The organism is Streptomyces aureus, from assembly GCF_000725495.1.
Classification (GTDB): Bacteria; Actinomycetota; Actinomycetes; order Streptomycetales; family Streptomycetaceae; genus Streptomyces; species Streptomyces aureus_B.
Genome location: NZ_JNZD01000004.1, coordinates 13955 through 32734, shown reverse-complemented (window position 1 = coordinate 32734; position 18780 = coordinate 13955). Strand labels below are relative to the sequence as shown.

The following is an 18780-nucleotide window of genomic DNA, read 5'->3' as shown; positions in this document are numbered from 1 at the left end:
TCCTCCCGCCTGTTCCCCGTTTCCGCGAGTCCGTCTCGCTGAGCCATCGACGGCAGAGGCTTCGCCCTCGCGTCCTGCCGCCGGGAAAGCAAGTGGTTCCTTCACATGAACGACACCTCTCTCCATCAGGACGGCGGCGTGCTCTCGTCGGCCGAGGACACCGCTCTGATTTCCGAAGTCGCCGATTTCTGCGCCCGGTTGATCCGTTTCGACACCAGCAACTACGGCGGCGGAGACTCCCGCGGTGAGCGGGAGGCGGCCGAGTGGACCGCGGGACTGCTCGCCGAGTCCGGCTACGAGCCCGTGGTGCTGGAGGCGGCGCCCGGCCGGGCCAGCACGGTGGTCCGTATCCCCGGCGAGGACCGCGAGGCCCCGGCGCTGCTGGTCCACGGCCACCTGGACGTGGTGCCGGCCGAGCCAGCCGACTGGAGTTTCGCCCCGTTCTGCGGGGAGACACGCGACGGCGTGATCCTCGGTCGCGGGGCGCTGGACATGAAGGACATGGACGCGATGATGCTCGCGACCGCCCGGTCCTGGGCGCGCCGCGGGGTCAGGCCGGCCCGTGACATCGTGATGGCGTTCGTCGCGGACGAGGAGGACACCGGCGAGCTGGGGGCGGGCTTCCTCGTCGACCGGCACGCGGACCTCTTCGAGGGCGTGACCACGGCGATCGGCGAGTCCGGCGGCTATTCGGTCCATCTGCCGGACGCCTCCCGGCTGTACCCGATCGCCGTCGGCGAGCGTGGCAGCGCGTGGATGGACCTGACGGCGCGCGGCGCGGCGGGCCACGGTTCCCGGCCCGGCTCGGACAACGCTGTCGCCACCCTGGCGGCCACCCTCACCGCGCTGGCCGAACACCGCTGGCCGGTGCGGATCGTGCCGGGGGTGGCCGCCCTGCTGGAGGGGCTCAGCGCCCGTCTGGGCGTCACGGTCGACCCGGCCGATCCCGCGTCCCTCGCGCAGCTCGGCGAGGCGGCCAAGCTGGTCGAGGCCACCGTCGCCAGCACGCTCAACCCGACCATGATGAAGGCCGGTTACAAGCACAACGTCATCCCGAGCGAGGCGACGGCCGGCGTGGACGGCCGGATCCTTCCGGGCGCGGAGGAGGACTTCTTCGCGACGGTGGACGCCCTGCTCGGCGAGAAGGTCTCGCGCTCCTTCCACAGTTTCGCGGCGCCGGTCTTCGCGGACCACACCTCGGCCGAGTTCGCGGCGATGGCGGCGGCGCTGCGCCGGGCCGATCCCGAGGCGCTCGTCCTGCCGTTCATCATGTCGGGCGGCACCGACGCCAAGGCGTTCGCCCGGCTCGGCATCCAGTGCTACGGGTTCGGCCCCGGTCTGACCCCGCCCGGCTTCGACGCGTGGCGGTACGTGCACGGCGTCGACGAGCAGGTCCTCGTCAGCAGCCTGGAGTTCGGCGTACGGGTGCTGGAGGACTTCCTGCGCACCGGTACGGGCTCCGCCGCCCGGAGCCGCGACGCGGAGCGGTGACCGCGTACCGCCCCGCCGAGTCCCGCGCGGGCCGGCAGGGAAGCCGCGGACGGCCTCGCATCCGCCCGCCAGAGCCCCACTGATCCAACTGATCCGACGTACGCAGACGCGTATACATGCATGCACCAATGCATACACCAATGCATGTACCAATACATGCATCATGCAGCCACTGTCGCACCGCACGGCCCGCCCGGGCCCCGGCGCGGCGGTCACGCCCTACCCCGTCCCCCCGCGGCCCCGCGCCGCCGGCACCCCAGGAGAACCTCGCGATGACCAAGCCCGCCCCCGTGCGCAGAACAGGCCGCAAGGCCGCCGCGCTGGCCACGTCCCTGCTGCTCGCCACCGGTGCCGGCCTCGCCGCCGCACCGGCCGCCACGGCGGACGACGGCGGCAGCACCCTGCGGATGCCGATCACCGGCATCGGCATCGACTCCCTCAACCCGTTCCTGGCCTACTTCGCGGGCAGCCTCGACGTGTTCGCCGGCATCTACCCGGCGCTGGACAGGGTCGAGCAGGACGGCAGCGTCAAGCCGTACCTGGCGGACTCCTGGACGACGTCCGACGACAAGCTCACCTGGACCTTCAAGATCCACAAGGGTCTGAAGTGGAGCGACGGCAAGCCGATCACGGCCGAGGACGCCGCCTGGACGTTCAACCTGATCATGAGCAACTCCACGGCGGCCACCGCCAACGGCTCCCTGGTGAGCAACTTCGCCGCGGTCAGCGCGCCGGACGCCACCACGCTGGTCGTCAAGACCAAGAAGCCGCAGGCCACCATGCTGTCGGTCAGCATCCCGGTCTCGGGCATCCCGATCGTCCCGAAGCACATATGGGAATCACACGTCACGGACCTGAAGACCTACAAGAACGACAGCTTCCCGATCGTGGGTTACGGCCCGTGGACGCTGACCTCCTACAAGCCCGAGCAGTACGCCAAGTTCGACGCGAACAAGGACTTCGTGCTCGGCGCGCCCAAGTACGACCACATGATCCAGCAGTCGTTCAAGAACACGGACGCCGCCGTGGCGGCCCTGCGCTCGGGGCAGCTCGACTACGTCAGCGGCCTCAACCCCACCCAGTACCAGGCCCTGAAGGGCCAGTCCGGCATCAAGGCGTACGAGCAGGTCGGCAACCGCTGGAGCGGCATCGAGGTCAACGGCGGCGCCCGCACCCGCGACGGCAAGAAGATCGGCACGGGACACCCGGCCCTCGCCGACACCAAGGTCCGTGAGGCGCTGGCGCTCGCCATCGACCGGGCCACGATCGTCAAGAAGGTCCGCAACGGCCTCGCGGAGGTCGGCGGGAGCTACCTGCCGCAGTCCCTGCCCCAGTTCTCGTGGCAGCCCTCCGCCTCGGAGAAGTTCGGCTTCGACCCCGGCAAGGCCAACTCCGTCCTGGACGAAGCCGGTTACAAGAAGGGCTCCGACGGGATCCGGGTCGACCCGAAGTCGAAGCGCAAGCTGGAGTTCCGCCTCGGCATCCACTCCGACGACGACGCCGACGCCAAGGTCTCCACCTACCTCACCGGCTGGTTCAAGGAGATCGGCGTCAAGGCCGACATCCAGTCGATGAGCTCCTCGAAGCTCAACGCCGACCTGGCCAAGGGCGACTGGGACATCCTCATGGACTCCTGGTCCACCGGCCCCGACCCGACGTACCTCCTCGGCATCCAGACCTGCTCGGCGCTGCCCGACAGCAAGGGCGAGGGCGGCAGCACCGACTCGTTCTTCTGCGACAAGGACTACGACGACCTGTTCGTGCGTCAGCAGAGCGCCTTCGACGACAAGGAGCGCGCGGACCTGCTCCGTCAGATGCAGGCCATCCTGTACAAGGCCAACGAGAACATCATGATCTACAACGCGAGCGGCCTCGCGGCGTACCGCACGGACCGCGTGAACGGCTTCGTGACCGGCGCTGCGAACTCCGCCGGCGCCTACCCCGCGCAGTTCTCCTTCGACCAGTACCTGCACGCGGCCCCCGCCAAGGCATCGGAGTCCTCCTCGGACAGCGGCTCCGGCACCCTGATCGGCGCCTCGGCCGCCGTCGTGGTCGTGCTGGCCGCGGGCGGAGTGTTCGTCGCACGCCGCCGCTCCTCCTCCGACGACCGCGAGTAGACCGTGTCAGACATCATCGACGTCGCGAGCACCGCCGCGACGAAGAGCACCGCCGGCGCCCCGACCGGGCGCCGGCCCCGCTCCGGATTCGCACGCTACCTGGCCACGAAGCTGGTGGCCGCGGCCGTCAGCTTCCTGGCCACGCTCGTCATCGGGTTCGTCCTGTTCAGCCTGATGCCGGCCGACCCGGTGCAGTCCATCACCCGCGGCCGGCCGACCAGCGACGCGCAGATGGCGCAGCTGCGCCGTCAGCTCGGCCTGGACCAGTCGGTGCCGGAACGCTTCCTCCACTTCGTCACCGACACGCTGAGCGGTCACCTGGGCACCTCGTGGGAGTTCCAGCAGCCGGTCAGCTCACTCATCGGCGACCGGCTGTGGCCGACCCTCCTGCTGATGGGCACCGCCACCGTGATCTCGGTGGCCCTCGGCCTCTGGCTGGGTGTCAGGTCCGGCTGGCGGCACGGAAGCTGGCTGGACCGCATCGCCACCGGCGCCTCCCTCACGCTGTGGTCGGTGCCGACCTTCTGGCTCGGCATGATCCTGCTGATCACCTTCAGCGTCGGCATCGGCCCGATCCCCGGCTTCCTGCCCGCGGGCGGGATGAGCGACCCGGCGATCACCGGCGGCCCGGACCACGTCCTGGACGTGGCCAAGCACCTGGTCCTGCCCTGCCTGACCATGGTCCTGGTGATCTTCGCCCAGTACGTCGCCGTCATGCGCTCGTCGATCATCGACGAGCTGGGCAGCCCCTACCTGCTCACCGCGCGGGCCAAGGGACTGCGTGACGACGACGTACGGCGCCGGCACGCGGTGCCCAACGCCCTGCTGCCGTCGGTCACCATGATCTTCATGCACCTGGGCACGGTGCTCGGCGGTGCCATCACCGTGGAGACCGTGTACTCCTGGCCGGGCCTCGGCCAGCTCAGCTACCAGGCCCTGAAGGTGCCCGACCTGCCGCTGCTGCAGGGCACGTTCATCGTCTTCAGCGCGTCGGTGATCCTCATGAACCTCCTCGCCGACGTCATCTACCGCTTCCTCGACCCCCGGGTGCGTGCCCAGTGACCCACCACGAACCCCTCACGAAGGCCGTCTCCCCGCCGAAGGCGGGAGCCGACCCCGCGCCGCCGGTCGCACCGGCCGCGCCCGGCCCGCGCCGCAACGGATTCGCCGGCTTCGTACGTTCCTTCGTCCGCATCCGCTCGGGCGTGGCAGGCCTCGGCATCCTGGTCGTCTTCGGCCTGCTGGCCGTCTGCGCGCCGCTGTTCATCTCGGACAACGACCTCGACGTCATCAAGGTCGACGGCCCTTCCCTGCTCGCCCCGACCGGCGGCTACCCGCTCGGCACGGACCAGGAGGGACGTTCCATCCTGCTGCTGGTCATCTGGGGCGCACGCTCCTCGCTGTCCATCGGTCTGATGGCGACGGTCCTGACGGTGGTGCTCGGCAGCGCGGTCGGCCTGGTCGCCGGGCACTACGGCGGCTGGACCGGCAAGGCGCTGATGCACCTCACCGACTGGTTCATCGCACTGCCGAGCCTGCCGCTGGCCATCTCGCTGTCGGCGGTGATCGGACAGGGGACCGCGTCCATCACCATCGCCATCGCGGTCACCAGCTGGTCCTCCACGGCCCGGCTGGTGCGGGCGCAGACCCTCGCGGTGGAGGCGAAGCCGTTCATCGAGCGGGCCAGGGCACTGGGCGCGGGAGGCCCTCAGGTGATGCTGCGGCACGTCCTGCCGAACGTCACCCCGCTGATCCTGGTGTCCTCCACGCTGACCGTGGCCTCGGCGATCCTGTCCGAGGCGACCCTGACCTTCCTCGGCCTGGGCGACCCGACGGGCATCTCCTGGGGCGCGATGCTCAATTCGGCGCTCAGCGGCGGCGCCGTCACCTCCGGCGCCTGGTGGTACCTGTACCCGCCGGGCATCGCCATCCTGATCGTCGTCCTCGGCTTCACCCTGACCGGCCGCGCCGTGGAGACCCTTCTCAACCCGAGGTCGGTGAAGACACGTTGAGCGCGCTGCTTGAGGTCAAGGACCTCGAAGTCACGTACCGCGGCGGTGGGCGCACGGTGCCCGCCGTGCGCGGAGTGGACCTCACCCTGGACGCCGGGCAGACGCTCGGCCTGGCCGGCGAGTCCGGATCGGGCAAGTCCACGCTGGCGATGAGCCTGCTGCGGCTGCTGCCGGCCGCCGCCGAGGTCACCGGCCAGGTGCTCTACCAGGGTGAGGACCTGCTCACCGCCAAGTGGAACCGGATGCGCGCGGTGCGCTGGGCGGAGGCCTCCGTCGTCTTCCAGGGCGCCATGACCGCCCTCAACCCGGTACACACCATCGGCGACCAGCTCGTCGAGCCGATCCTGCTGCACGGCCGCAGGGCCGGCGAGGAGGGCGGCCGGATCACCGACAAGCAGGCCCGTGCCCGCGCGGGCGAACTGCTGGAGTCGGTGGGCGTCCCCGCGCGCCGGATGCGCAGCTACCCGCACGAGTTCTCCGGCGGCCAGCGCCAGCGCATCATGATCGCGATGGCGCTCGCCTGCCGCCCGAACCTGATCATCGCCGACGAGCCGACCACGGCACTGGACGTGATGGTGCAGGCCCAGATCCTGGACCTGCTCGCGGACCGGGTGCGCGAACAGGGCATCGGCGTCATCATGATCAGCCACGACCTGTCCGTCCTCGGCCAGATGTGCGACCGGCTGGCCGTGATGTACGCCGGTGAACTGGTCGAGTCCGGCCCGTCCAGACAACTCCTGGACGACCCGCGACACCCCTACACCCGGGCGCTGTCCCGCGCCTTCCCCACCATCGGCGACCCCGCCTCCCGCAGGGCGCCGGCCGGTCTGCCCGGCGATCCGCCCGATCCGGCGGCCCTCGGCGCAGGCTGCCCGTTCGCGGCGCGCTGCCCCGACGCGCACGAGATCTGCCAGGACACACCCGCACGTCTGGTGCCGGCCGGTCCCGGTCGGCTGTCGGCGTGCCTGCGCGTGCTGCCCGACTTCCCCCACCTCTCCCCGGACATGACCGAACCCACCGCGGAAGGAGCCCGCTCATGACCGCCCCCGCCACTGGCACGGTCACCGGCGCCAGCACGGCCGCGGCGCCCGCACTGGAGGTCCGCGACCTCCACATCACCTATCCGCCCCGCGCCGGCCGCGGCCCCGCCCGGGCGGTGGACGGTGTCGACCTCGAACTGGGCCGAGGAGAGATCCTCGCGCTCATCGGCGAGTCCGGCTGCGGCAAGTCCACCCTGGCACGCGCGCTGACCGGACTGGTGAAGCCCACCTCCGGTCAGGTGCTGTGCGACGGCGAGCCGCTGCGCTACACCAGCGCCGCGCTCAAGGCCCACCGCCGCAAGGTCCAGTTCGTTCTGCAGGACCCCGGCGGCGCGCTCAACCCGCGCCAGAACGTCTTCGACGCCGTCGCCGAGGGTCCCCGGCTGCACCGGATGAAGTCCGGCCTCGAACGGCGCGTGCACAGCGCGCTCTCCCAGGCCGGGCTGCGCCCTCCGGAGCACTTCCTGTCGCGTTTCCCGCACGAGATGTCCGGCGGCCAGCAGCAGCGCGTCGTCATCGCGGGCGCGCTCGCGCTGGAGCCCTCCGTGATCGTCGCCGACGAGCCGGTGGCGTCCCTGGACGCCTCGGTGCGCGGCGAGATCCTGAAGCTGGTCCTCGACCTGCGCCGCGATCTCGGCCTGTCCTCCCTGGTGGTCAGTCACGACCTGGGCCTGGCCTGGAACATCGCCGACCGGGTGGCCGTGATGTACCTGGGCCGGATCGTCGAGGTCGGCACCGTCGAGGAGGTCCTGCTCGCACCCCGGCACCCGTACACCAAGGCGCTCCTGTCCGTGGTGTCCGCGCAGGGGACGAGCGGCGGGCGGCCGCAACTCCTCCAGGGCGAACCGCCGGACCCGACGGCCGTGCCCGGGGGCTGCCGGTTCCATCCGCGGTGCCCGGTGTGGGCCGGCCTCGACGACGCGGGCCGCGCGGAGGCGGGCTGCGACCGGCGGACCCTGCCGGTGCTGGCGGCGCAGGCGCCGACGGGCGGTCGAGCCGCGTGTCACCTCGCGAGCACGTCGTGACGTCTACGGCGCCGCCGAGGACGGCGGCCCGCTCCCGACAGGGCCCGCCGCTCGTCGTCCGGGACGTGGACGGCCCCGCGGAGATGGCCGACTGCGTCGCGCTGTACGAGCGGGTCATGGGGCTGCGTCCCGGCGACGGCAGCCTCAACCCCCGTCTGCTCACCGCCCTCCAGCACAACAGCGGGCTGGTCGTCGGCGCCTTCCTCGGCGACCACCTCGTGGGCTTCACCTACAGCTTCCTCGCCCGCGAGCACGGCACGGACGGGAGTGGCCGGCGCCTGTACCAGTACTCGCAGCTCGCCGTGGTGGCACACGAACGCCAGGGCCTCGGCATCGGCCGGCTGCTCAAGCTCGGCCAGCGCGACCGCTGCCTCGCCGAGGGCACCACACTGATCCGCTGGGCGTACGACCCGATGCAGACCCGCAACGCCCACTTCAACCTGGACGTGCTCGGCGCGGTCGTCGACACCTTCAAGCCCGCGATGTACGGCACCTCCGGATTCGGCGCGGCCACCGGCGAGTCCACCGACCGCTTCATCGTCTCCTGGCACCTGGACGGCGCCGCGCGGCCCGCCGGGCCCGCACCCGAACCACCGCCCGGCGGGCATCGCGCCGGCGAGGTGTACGACGAGGGCGAGGACCGCATCGTCGTGCTGCCCGACGACTGGGACCGGCTGCGGGCCGAGACCGGACCCGAGCACGCCGCCCGGCTGCGCGGCCGGGTCAGCCGCACGTTCGCCCGCCTGCTCGCCGACCGCACCGCCGTCTCCTGCGTACGGCTGCCGGACGGCCTCGCCGCGTACCGCTTCATCCCCCGGGCCGCCGCACACGGCCCGACGCCGCGCCCCTGACCGGGCCCCGCACGGTAGGACACCCCGCACATGACCGTCACCCTCACCGAGATCGAGCTGGCGCTGGTCCGCCTCGACCTCGTCCACTCCTTCGAGACCAGCTCGCACCGCAAGTCGCACCTGGAGCACATCGTCGTCCGCGCGACCGCGGAGGACGGCAGCGTCGGCTGGGGCGAGTGCGCCTCGCCCAGCGACCCGTACTACTGCGGAGAGTCCACGTGGAGCTGCTGGCAGGTGCTCGGCGAGTACCTGGGCCCGATGCTCCTCGGCCGGCCCTGGGAGCACCCGGACGACGCGGCCCGGCTCACCGCCAAGGTCAGCGACAACCACTTCGCCCGCGCGGGCCTCGACATGGCCTGCTGGGACCTCTACGGGCAGTACCGCGGCCGGTCATTGGCCGACGTGCTCGGCGCCCGCGCGGACGCGGTGCCGGCCGGGGTCAGCCTCGGCATCGAACCGACGATCGACGCGCTGCTCGCGCAGGTCTCCCGGCACGTCGCCGACGGCTATCGCAGGATCAAGCTGAAGATCCGCCCCGGCTGGGACCTGGAACCGGTCCGCGCCGTCCAGGACACCTTCCCCGGCGTCGCGCTCCAGGTGGACGCCAACACCGCGTACCGGCCCGGACAGGAGGCGGTGTTCACGGAGCTGGACGGGCGCGGCCTCTTGATGATCGAGCAGCCCTACGCCGCGACCGACCTGCTCTCGCACGCCCGGCTCGCCGCCCGGCTCGACACCCCGGTGTGTCTCGACGAGTCGGTCACCACCCCGGACGTGCTGCGCACCGCGCTGCACCTGGGCGCGGCCGACATCGTCAACATCAAGGTGTCCCGGCTCGGCGGCCTCGGCCCCTCGAGGACCGTGCACGACCTGTGCCTGGACGCGGGTGTGCCGGTGTGGTGCGGCGGGATGCACGAGTTCGGCATCGGCCGGGCCGCCAACCTGGCCCTCGCGGCCCTGCCCGGCTTCACGCTCCCCTCGGACGTCTCCGGCTCCGACAAGTACTACCGGCGCGACATCGTCACGCCGCCGATCCGCGCCGTCGACGGCATGGTGGCCGTACCCCGCTCCCGCCCCGGCCTCGGCCTGGACGTCGACGTCGAGGAACTGGCGCGGCACACCGTGCGCACCTGGACGATACGGCCGCGCGCCCACCTCACCGCCCCGAAGGAGCAGGCAGCATGAAGGTCCTCATCTCGGCCGACATGGAGGGCGTCACCGGCGTCACCTTCCCCGACGACTGCGAGCCGGGCCACCCCAGATGGGAGTACAACCGGCGCTTCCTCACCGACGACGTCAACGCCGCGATCGCCGGTCTCGCCGCCGCCGGCGCCACCGAGATCCTGGTCAACGAGGCCCACGCCGACCAGCGCAACCTCCTGCTCGACCGGCTCGACCGACGGGCCACGCTGCTCATCGGCACGCACAAACCGCTCGGCATGATGGAGGGCATCGACCGCTCGCCGGACGCGGTGGCCTTCGTCGGCTACCACACCGGCGCGGGGCAGCCCGGCGTCCTCGCCCACACCTATCTGCCGAACACCATCACCGCCGTACGCATCAACGGCGAGCCGGCCTCCGAGGGCCGCATGAACGCGCTGCTCGCCGACGAGTACGGCGTCCCGGTCATCCTGGTCACCGGCGACGACCTGGCCTGCGAGGACGCCCGCGGCTGGGCACCGCACGCCGCGCACGCCGTGGTCAAGACCTGCGTGGACCGCTATTCCGCGATCTGCCTGCCACCGGAGCTGAGCGCCGCCCGGATCACCGAGGCGGCCCGCGAGGGCCTCACCGCCCTGCCCGCCCCGAACGGCCCGATCGCCCCGCCCGTCGAGGGCTACACCTATGAGGTGTCGTTCGACGCCGCCCATCTGGCGCCCGCGGCCGGCTACATCCCCGGCGTCGTCCAGACCGACCCGCTGACCGTGCGGTTCACACTGCCCACGATGTACGAGGCGATCCGCTGCTTCCGTGCCCTGACCCGTGTGGTCACCTCCGCCGTGGAGAACTGCTATGGCTGAGCCGGTCGACCTCCTCGCTCTCGCCCGCACGTTCGGCGACACCGCCCTCGAACGCTGGGAGCGCCTGGTCTCGTTGGAGACGCCCTCCGCGGACGCCGACCGCGCCGCCGTGTTCGGCGCGGAACTCGCCACGTCCCTCGCCGCCACGGCGGACCGCATCGCGCACCCGCCGGGTCCGGGCGGTGACCACCTGGTGGCGTACTGGAGCGGCTCCGGGACAGCGGACGACGGCGCTCGCCCGGGACACACGCTGCTGGTGGCCCACAGCGACACCGTCTTCCCGGCCGGCACCATTGCCCGACGGCCCTTCACGCTCGCCGAGGACGGCGACACGGTGACCGGTCCCGGCGTCTTCGACATGAAGGGCTCCCTGGTCGCGGTCGAACTGGCGATGGAACTGCTGTCGCGCACCGGCGCCGCGCCGAGGCGTCCGGTCCGGCTGGTCGTCGTCAACGACGAGGAGATCGGCAGTCCCGACGGCAGCCGCCTGGTGGCCGAGCACGCCGAGGGCGCCCACGCCGTGCTCGGCCTCGAACCGCCGCTGCCCGGCGGCGCGTTGAAGATCGGCCGACGCGGCGTGGCCCGGATCCGGCTGAGCGTGCGCGGAGTCGCCGCCCACGCCGGACTCGACGCCGCGCTCGGCGTCTCCGCGATCGACGAACTCGTGGACCAGTTGGCCTCGTTGCGGGCTGCGGCCGCATCCTTCCCGGACGCTGCCCTGAACGTCGGCACGATCACCGGCGGGACCCGTGCCAACGTGGTCGCCGACCACGCCGAGGCGGAGATCGGCCTGCGCTACGCCTCCCCGGAGACCGAACGGGCCCTGATGAAGGCCGTGTTGGAACCCAAGCCCGTCCGGGAGCGGGCCACCCTGTCGACGAGCACGCTGTCCCACCGCCCGGCCTGGGCCATGAACCCGGCGAATCCGCTGGCCGCCGAACTGGTCGGGCTGGCAGGCACACTGGGCCTTGAGCTGCCGCTCGGCTCCTCCGGAGGAGCGGGCGACACCAACCTCACCGGCGCGCTCGGCATCCCGACCGCCGACGGGCTCGGACCCGCGGGAGCCGGCGCGCACGGCGAGGACGAACACGCCTCGCTGTCCTCCCTGCTGGAGCGGGCGGCGCTCATCGCCGGGTTCCTTCAGACCCATTGACCACGGGGTCCGTGCGTACCCTCGTCCCGCCACCAGGTCCGTCCGCACCTCTTGCCCTACCAGGGGGTCTGTCCGCACCCCTCGTCCTGCCACGGGGTTCGTGCGCCCCCTCGTTCGGCCGCCGGACCCGTCCGCACCCCTCGTTCGGCCGCCGGGCCGGTCCGTACCTCTCGTTCCGCCGCCGGGCCGGTCCGCCAGCCGGGACGGCCCGACCCTCACCGCTCCACGGCCCAGCCCGCATGCCGGGCCACCGTCCGTCTACCGCGCCTCACCCAAGGAGTCCCATGCCCACCCTGCCTCCGGCCGGGCTCGTCCGCCCCGCCGCACCCCGGCCCGGCGACCGCGTCGCCGTCATCGCAGCCAGCGGCCCGCCCAACCAGGAGAACCTGGAGACCGGCCTCGAATCCCTGCGCGGCCTCGGCCTCCAGCCCGAGGTCTTCGCCTCCGCGCGCGCGGGCGGGGAGTACCTCGCGGGCGACGACGCGCTGCGCGCCCGCGACCTGACGACCGCGCTCACCGACCCCGCGTTCACGGCCGTCTTCTGCGCGGCCGGCGGCTACGGCGCCCAGCGCACCCTCGAACTGGTCGACTGGGACGCGCTCGGCACGCCGACCCCGCGGACGGTCATCGGCTTCTCCGACGTGACGGCCCTGCTGGAGGCGGTCGCCGTGAAGCTCGGCTGGACGGGGCTGTTCGGCCCGATGCCCGCGATCCGCGGTTTCCACCCCGGACGCGCCGACTTCGACGGGCTCGCCACGCTCCTCACCGACCCCGCCTCGGTGAAGGAACTGCGCTTCCCCGGTTCCCGCCCGCTGGTGGGCGGCACGGCCGAGGGCGTCACCCTCGGCGGCACGGTCACCCTGCTGGCCTGCTCGCTGGGCACGGACACCTCGCTGCCCGCCCGCGGTGGCATCGTCCTGCTGGAGGACGTCGACGAGGAGACCTTCCGGCTCGACCGCTTCCTCACCCAGCTGCGCCGTGCCGGATACTTCGACGGCGCGGCCGGCATCGTCTGCGGCACCTTCACGGACTGCGGCACCCGCGAACGCGTCGAGGAACTGCTGCACGACCGGCTCGGCGATCTCGGCATCCCGGTCCTGGTCGGTGCGGACATCGGGCACGGCGTCGCGCAGCAGACCTTCCCCGTCGGCACGCGGGCCCGCCTGGACGCGGACGCGGGCGTGCTGACGTTCCTGGATCCCGTACTCGTCTGACCCGCCGCACGGCGACGGACCGAGGGGCGGGGAGCGAACCGCCGTGTCCGCTCCCCGCCCCGACCAACCGGCCGGCCGCCGGGCGGAAGGGCAGCGCCAAGACGTGGTCGCCTTCCTCGACCGGGATCCGCTGGTCGGGCAGGGGCCGGTGCTGCGCCCTCCGGCCCACTGACCGTGCGGGGGGTACGACCCGGCCCGGGCAGTGCTGCACGCGTGGCCCCGCTGATCGGCCGGCGCGGGGTCGCCCACGCCCGCGAGGACCGCTCGCAGACGGGCGTCCCTGCTGGTCTGGTGGAACTCCTCGGACTCCAACTGCTTCGCACCCCCTACACGCCTCGGACCGTCGATCCGCTGACAAGGCGCTGTCACCAAGCAGCTTTCGTTTCCTGCTCGCCGCATGCGGGGAGTTGGCTGCAGAGGCCTCTCGCGAGCGGCGAGCTGTGCATTCGCTGCAGTTCGTCGATGACCAGACGCGGTTGCCCTGTCGACGGCCGGGTGTCAGGACTGTCCCGCAACTGCGCCGTGTTCAACGCACTCCTGTACTCGCTGGTAACTTCTGTGCGTGATCATTTCGCTCCGCTTACAGCGCACAGCGCGTGCCGCGCTGATATCCGCTCTGGCCCTCGCCGCCCTGCCCTCGGCGCCCGCAGCCGCCGCCCCCTCCTCGACGACCCCGCATCTCGACGCCGTGGAACGCACGCTCCGCGAGGTCTCACCCGGCCTCGAGGGCGACGTATGGGAACGGAGCGCGGGCAACCGGCTCGATGCCGCGTCCGGCGACCCCGCGAGCTGGCTGCTGCAGACCCCCGGCTGCTGGGGCGACGCGGAATGCCGGGACCGTGAGGGAACCAGGAACCTGCTGGCCAGGATGACCGGGAACATCGCCCGCGCCACCCGCACCGTCGACATCTCCAGCCTCGCACCCTTCCCGGACGGCGCCTTCCAGGATGCCATCATCGCGGGACTGAAGTCATCCGTGGCCGCCGGGCACCATCCGAAGGTCCGGGTCCTCGTCGGCGCCGCACCCCTCTACCACCTCAACGTCCGACCCTCTCAGTACCTCGCCGACCTGCGGGCCGGACTCGGCTCCGCGGCGGACGCCCTCACTATCCAGGTCGCCTCCATGACGACCTCCAAGACCGCCCTGTCGTGGAACCACTCCAAGCTTCTCGTCGTCGACGGAGAGACCGCGATCACCGGCGGCACCAACGACTGGAAGGGCGACTACCTCGACACCGCGCACCCGGTGACGGACGTCGACCTGGCCCTCTCCGGCCCCGCGGCGGGCACAGCGGGCCGCTACCTGGACCGGCTCTGGAGCTGGACCTGCGGCAACCGCACCGACGTGGCGAGTGTCTGGTACGCGGCCTCGGGCGCGGCGGACTGCCAGGCGCGCATGGAGCAGGACACCAACCCGCGAGCGGTTCCCGCCACCGGTGACGTGCCGGTCATCGCCGTCGGCGGGCTCGGGGTGGGCATCGAGGACGCCGATCCGGCCTCCGCCTGGCACCCCTCACTGCCGGACACCGCCGGCACTCGGTGCGTGGCCGGTCTGCACGACAACACCAACGGCGACCGCGACTACGACACGGTCAACCCCGAGGAGAGCGCCCTGCGTTCGCTGATCTCCAGTGCCGACCGGCACATCGAGATCTCGCAGCAGGACCTCAACGCCACGTGCCCGCCGCTGCCCCGGTACGACACGCGCGTGTACGACGCCCTGGCCGCCAAGCTCGCCGACGGCGTCAAGGTGCGCATCGTCGTCAGCGACCCCGCCAACCGGGGAACCATCGGGAGCGGAGGGTACTCGCAGATCAAGTCCCTCTCCGAGATCACCGACGCGCTGCGCAGCAGGCTGGTACGGGCCACCGGCGACGACCAGAGGGCCCGGGCGGCCCTGTGCGGCAACCTCCAACTCGCCCCGTTCCGCGGCTCCGCGAGCGAGACGTGGGCGGACGGCCACCCCTACGCCCAGCACCACAAGCTCATCTCGGTCGACGGCTCGGCGTTCTACATCGGCTCGAAGAACCTCTACCCGGCCTGGCTGCAGGACTTCGGCTACATCGTGGAGAGCCCGGACGCCGCCCGCCAACTCGACAGCGCCCTGCTCCAGCCGCAGTGGAAGTACTCCCAGTCTGCCGCGACGGTCGACTACGAGCGGGGGCTCTGCAAGATCTGACAGCCCGCTCCGGCCCGGTCGAGGCCCCAGCCTCGACCGGGGCCAAGCCCCGACCGCCGCCCCGGTCCCGCCCGCCGTGCCGGTGCCGCCCGACAACCCGGGCGGCACCGGCTCGGGGTCTCCGCAACGTCGTCGTCACCGAGGTCTGGAGGCTTGGGATGTCAGATGCCGACCGGATGGAAAATTACGGTCTGCCAAGCGGTCACTGCGACACAATCCCAGGATGCCCAGCAATCGGATCACCCATCGTACGGCGGACGGTGTCCGCATACCCGGTACGTGGCGGCACGTCTTCATCCGCAACGGCGAGCACTACTTCCTCACTGACCTGTTCATCTACGCCGACGGACTCATCGACTGCTGGGGCCTCGTCACCATCGAGGAGTTTGAGGAGAAGCTGCGCACCGGTTGGGTGGCCACCAGCCTCCCGGAGGGCGGCGAGGCGTCCGCGCACGAGCTTGCGGAGTGGAAGTTCAGCGAGCCGCAGAGCGTGCGGACCCCTGAACTGATGCTCGCCGAAGTCCGCGACACCATCGACCAGTTGAACGGGCGGCCCGACTCGACGGACCGCTGCCTGGCCGCAGTCGATGTCTTCCTCGCCGACCGGACCGAGGAGAACCGGGCCGCTGCCCGGGCCGCGTTCCTGGCCATCCCGACCCCGCAGCGCCGCTACGCGCTGGCGGACATGGATCGAAAGGATGAGCCGCTGCGGGTGCTGGTGGCAGGGCCCGGCGGCCAGACCTACAAAGCTGTTGATCCCCCCGTCACGCAGGAGGTCTACGACAGAGCCCTCGCGTACTTCGAAGAGCGGGCACGCCGGAGGGCCGAGAGGCCCCCGCGGACGGACCCGTGGCGCCGCACGCTCCGGCGGTCCAGCTCTACCAGTCGCCCGCGGGCAAGCCTGTGGACGATCCGGGCAGGCTCGGCCTGCGCAACGACTACCCCGCACCGATCACGGTGGGAGAGGTCAGCTATCCCTCGGTCGCCCATGCCTACTGGGCCTTGTCAGCTGCTCAGCCGGAGGCTCGGAGCGCGATCGCGACGGCGGAAACCGCCTCTGCCGCGCGCAAGCTCGCCACCGGGGTGCCTCGTCGCGAGGGCTGGGAGCATGTCAGGACCGCCGTCATGACGCGGCTGCTGCGCGCCAAGTACGACCAGCACCCCGAACTGGCAGAGATCCTGCTGGCGACGGATGACGCCACCATGCTCTACGACGACCTGCAGTCGGCCTTCTGGGGCGACAACGCCGGCCGGGGGCGCAACTGGGCAGGGCGCCTCCTCGAACACGTCCGCTCCGAGCTGCACTACCAGCGGGCTGAGATCCCTGGCCTGTGACCTGCCCAGGGCAGGATTCGGAGGCACGGGAGAGCGAGGGGCATCGGCACCCGTCCCCGTCGCCGCGCGCGAGGGCATACTCACCGGCCGGCTAGGACCGGCTGACGTGCGCAGGGCAACCCTCTATGCGGCCGTGCCGTGCCACCGGACATCGAGGGCAGTCGCCGAACACGCCGCGCGGACCCGGCGTCAGACCCCGTGCCGCGCCGTCGGCCGAGCGGTCCCGGGGGACGGGGGGGAGGGCGGGCTCGGTCAGGTCGTGGTGTCGTCCTCCGGCATGAGGTCCCAGGACCCGTAGTCCTCCTTCGACGCGGCGACGGACGCCGCCGCACGCTCGGGGGTGTCGCCCGCGCCGATGGCGAGGCTCAGCAGCGCGGTCTCGAAAGGGAGTTCCGGATCCTTGGTGTCCAGGGTCTGAGAGGAGAGCTCGAGGGAGACGAAGCCGTGCACCGTGCTCCAGTTGACGTAAGCGCACAGCTCGGAGTCCTGGTCCCGGAACCGGCCGCTCCCGATGCAGCGTTCCACGCCCTCGACCAGGGTGGTCCATGTCAGGCCACGCGGCTGGAGGTTGGCCTCTCCTGCCGCGGTCTCGTCCGGAGCGGCCAGCAGGGCTCTGTTGGCGGCCGCCACGAAGATGTAGGGACGGCGCAGCGCCAGCCCCCGGTAGATACGGCCGAGCGTGGACACGTCGGCCACCGGATCGTCGGTGCGCGGGGCCCGCTGCAGAACCTTGTAGAGGTTCAGGGTCGAGGTCCGCAGAACCTCCTGGACGACGACGTCCATGCTGCCGAAGTGCGTGTAGACGGCCATGGTCGATGTGCCGGCCGCCTCTGCCATGCGACGGACCGTCAGCGCGCCCGGGCCCTGCTCGGCCAGGATCCTGGCCGCTGCGTCGATCAGGACTTCCCGGGCGCGGTTCGCGGCGGCGGTCCGCCCCGTCGTTCTCTTGGTAGGCATGTTTGACATCATGCCATAACGACGTTATGAATGTATGAAGCCGGGCGCGTGACGGTTGAGGCTGGGGGATTCGGGGTGGCGCGCCCTGCTGACGGTGCGCCATCGGGCGGATCCGTCGTGACGGGCATCTGGCGATGCGTCATAAATGGCTGAGGTGTGATCGGAGAGATTTTCCGATCAAGTTGAATCGGCAACCGCGCAATGAAGCGCGAAGCCAAGCCATTGAATTATTGACGAAATGCGGATGCTGGGCGATCTGGGCCCTGTTGCGTGACTTACACAACATTGACCTCCGACCAAGGTTCGTTGTGGTTGCGCCTCCGGTGCGTTAGTGTCGTGGTTGATTGATGGAAGACAGTCCGACAATCGAATTAGAAATCGGGGGATTTCTATGCCAGAGACTCGAGGGTCCTGGATTCCAAGTACTGCCTGACTCGTTCGAAGCGGCAGATACTTTCACGGCTCCACATACTTTCTCACTTTCTGCGGGTTGAATCGTCCTGCGCGGGCGGCGATGGCGGTGCGCCGTGCGGTCGGTCATGCCTGCACTCTTCACCTTTCGATCTTCATTCTTGGCGATTAGGCCGACCCTTGTGCAAAAACGGGGGCGGCTGAAAGGCGGATTTGCTGTGCGCAAAAACAAGATGGCTCTGGTCAGTGGCGGATCGCGTGGCATCGGGCGGGGAATTGCCCTGCGGCTCGCGGAGGACGGCTACGACATCGCTTTCTGTTCCCGCTCCGGGGGCGAAAACGCGGAGTCGGCCCGCGAAGAGATAGAAAAGACGGGGGCGCGCTGCTACCAGGCCACTTGCGACGTGGCCGACCACCAGGCCGTCGAGGCGTTCATCAAGGACGCCGAACGGGCCCTCGGCCCCCTGGACGTGCTGGTCAACAGTGCCGGCATCGTGCGTGACAACCCGCTGGTGATCATGCCCGTCGAGGACTGGAACGACGTCATCGACACCAACCTCAACGGAACCTTCAACTTCAGTCGCTGCGCCGCCTTCGGCTTCATGAAGCGAAAAGCCGGCACCATCGTCAACGTTTCGTCGGTCGCGGGCGTCTACGGTAATGCGACGCAGACGAACTACTCGGCCTCGAAGGCCGGAATCAACATGCTGACCAAGTCCCTGTCCAGGGAGCTCGGTCCGTACGGGGTCCGGGTCAACGCCGTCGCGCCCGGTTTCATCGAGACGGACATGACGGACCGGCTCTCCGATTCGGTGCGCAAGAAGGCCCTCGGCATGATTCCCATGCGGCAGCTCGGCACGGTGGAACAGGTCGCCGACCTGGTCTCCTTCCTGGTCTCGGAGAAGTCGTCGTACATCACCGGGCAGGTCGTCCAGGTGGACGGCGGAATCACTCTCTGAGTGTCCGTCGTATCG

Annotated in this window: 15 protein-coding genes and 1 pseudogene; 15 read left to right on the top strand and 1 reads right to left on the bottom strand. The window is 70.9% G+C overall.

The features are described from left to right. The first annotated feature begins 105 nt into the window (after positions 1-105). The 14 genes and pseudogenes from IO36_RS06280 (at position 106) to IO36_RS49295 (ending at position 16438) form a co-directional block, all read left to right on the top strand. Positions 106-1491: a M20/M25/M40 family metallo-hydrolase gene (locus tag IO36_RS06280; RefSeq protein ID WP_051900081.1), complete on the top strand. Its 1386-nt coding sequence runs from the start codon at positions 106-108 to the stop codon at positions 1489-1491. 272 nt (positions 1492-1763) lie between these two features. Then, a complete protein-coding gene (locus IO36_RS06275; protein ID WP_037617089.1) occupies positions 1764-3608 on the top strand; it encodes an ABC transporter substrate-binding protein in 1845 nt (614 codons plus the stop codon). Between the two features lie 3 nt (positions 3609-3611). Further along, entirely contained in the window at positions 3612-4670 is a 1059-nt protein-coding gene (locus tag IO36_RS06270) for an ABC transporter permease subunit (RefSeq protein WP_037617087.1), read from the top strand. Next, positions 4667-5620 carry an ABC transporter permease gene (locus IO36_RS06265; RefSeq protein WP_037617086.1) on the top strand — a complete coding sequence of 318 codons (954 nt, stop codon included), beginning with the start codon at positions 4667-4669 and terminating at the stop codon, positions 5618-5620. The genes IO36_RS06270 and IO36_RS06265 overlap by 4 nt, the downstream gene beginning before the upstream one ends. Next, positions 5617-6660 (top strand): ABC transporter ATP-binding protein, encoded by a 1044-nt coding sequence (locus tag IO36_RS06260; protein WP_037617085.1) that lies wholly within the window; start codon positions 5617-5619, stop codon positions 6658-6660. The genes IO36_RS06265 and IO36_RS06260 overlap by 4 nt, the downstream gene beginning before the upstream one ends. Further along, positions 6657-7685: an ABC transporter ATP-binding protein gene (locus IO36_RS06255; protein WP_037617084.1), complete on the top strand. Its 1029-nt coding sequence runs from the start codon at positions 6657-6659 to the stop codon at positions 7683-7685. Before IO36_RS06260 ends, IO36_RS06255 begins: the two co-directional genes overlap by 4 nt. After that, positions 7682-8536: a hypothetical protein gene (locus IO36_RS42935; protein ID WP_158997244.1), complete on the top strand. Its 855-nt coding sequence runs from the start codon at positions 7682-7684 to the stop codon at positions 8534-8536. The genes IO36_RS06255 and IO36_RS42935 overlap by 4 nt, the downstream gene beginning before the upstream one ends. A 30-nt stretch (positions 8537-8566) precedes the next feature. After that, entirely contained in the window at positions 8567-9721 is a 1155-nt protein-coding gene (gene menC, locus IO36_RS06245; RefSeq protein WP_037617083.1) for an o-succinylbenzoate synthase, read from the top strand. Then, positions 9718-10557: a M55 family metallopeptidase gene (locus IO36_RS06240; protein WP_037617081.1), complete on the top strand. Its 840-nt coding sequence runs from the start codon at positions 9718-9720 to the stop codon at positions 10555-10557. The genes menC and IO36_RS06240 overlap by 4 nt, the downstream gene beginning before the upstream one ends. Then, the gene (locus tag IO36_RS06235) at positions 10550-11710 is read left to right on the top strand and encodes a M20/M25/M40 family metallo-hydrolase (RefSeq protein WP_037617079.1); all 1161 of its coding nucleotides are present in this window, start codon (positions 10550-10552) and stop codon (positions 11708-11710) included. The genes IO36_RS06240 and IO36_RS06235 overlap by 8 nt, the downstream gene beginning before the upstream one ends. 284 nt (positions 11711-11994) lie before the next feature. Continuing rightward, positions 11995-12924: a S66 peptidase family protein gene (locus tag IO36_RS06230; protein ID WP_037617077.1), complete on the top strand. Its 930-nt coding sequence runs from the start codon at positions 11995-11997 to the stop codon at positions 12922-12924. Positions 12925-12967: 43 nt separating this feature from the next. Then, positions 12968-13096: a hypothetical protein gene (locus tag IO36_RS48875; protein WP_280923714.1), complete on the top strand. Its 129-nt coding sequence runs from the start codon at positions 12968-12970 to the stop codon at positions 13094-13096. Positions 13097-13486: 390 nt separating this feature from the next. Then, the gene (locus IO36_RS06225) at positions 13487-15103 is read left to right on the top strand and encodes a phospholipase D-like domain-containing protein (protein ID WP_245173143.1); all 1617 of its coding nucleotides are present in this window, start codon (positions 13487-13489) and stop codon (positions 15101-15103) included. 223 nt (positions 15104-15326) lie between these two features. Continuing rightward, positions 15327-16438 (top strand): annotated as a pseudogene (locus IO36_RS49295) (NADAR family protein). A 252-nt stretch (positions 16439-16690) separates the two neighbouring features. Here the strand turns inward: IO36_RS49295 and IO36_RS06215 are convergent. Beyond that, positions 16691-17395 (bottom strand): TetR/AcrR family transcriptional regulator, encoded by a 705-nt coding sequence (locus IO36_RS06215; protein ID WP_051900079.1) that lies wholly within the window; start codon positions 17393-17395, stop codon positions 16691-16693. Positions 17396-17988: 593 nt separating this feature from the next. On the opposite strand from IO36_RS06215, the gene fabG reads away from it, so the two are divergent. After that, positions 17989-18765, top strand: coding sequence for a 3-oxoacyl-[acyl-carrier-protein] reductase (gene fabG, locus IO36_RS06210; RefSeq protein ID WP_342455108.1), 777 nt, complete (start codon positions 17989-17991; stop codon positions 18763-18765). The last annotated feature ends 15 nt before the right edge of the window (positions 18766-18780 follow it).

What these genes read in the sequence shown, in the direction of transcription:
- IO36_RS06280 (WP_051900081.1), top strand. Translation starts at nt 106, where the DNA reads ATGAACGACACCTCTCTCCATCAGGACGGCGGCGTGCTCTCGTCGGCC.
- IO36_RS06275 (WP_037617089.1), top strand. Translation starts at nt 1,764, where the DNA reads ATGACCAAGCCCGCCCCCGTGCGCAGAACAGGCCGCAAGGCCGCCGCG.
- IO36_RS06255 (WP_037617084.1), top strand. Translation starts at nt 6,657, where the DNA reads ATGACCGCCCCCGCCACTGGCACGGTCACCGGCGCCAGCACGGCCGCG.
- menC (WP_037617083.1), top strand. Translation starts at nt 8,567, where the DNA reads ATGACCGTCACCCTCACCGAGATCGAGCTGGCGCTGGTCCGCCTCGAC.
- IO36_RS06240 (WP_037617081.1), top strand. Translation starts at nt 9,718, where the DNA reads ATGAAGGTCCTCATCTCGGCCGACATGGAGGGCGTCACCGGCGTCACC.
- IO36_RS06235 (WP_037617079.1), top strand. Translation starts at nt 10,550, where the DNA reads ATGGCTGAGCCGGTCGACCTCCTCGCTCTCGCCCGCACGTTCGGCGAC.
- IO36_RS06230 (WP_037617077.1), top strand. Translation starts at nt 11,995, where the DNA reads ATGCCCACCCTGCCTCCGGCCGGGCTCGTCCGCCCCGCCGCACCCCGG.
- IO36_RS06215 (WP_051900079.1), bottom strand. Translation starts at nt 17,395, where the DNA reads ATGCCTACCAAGAGAACGACGGGGCGGACCGCCGCCGCGAACCGCGCC.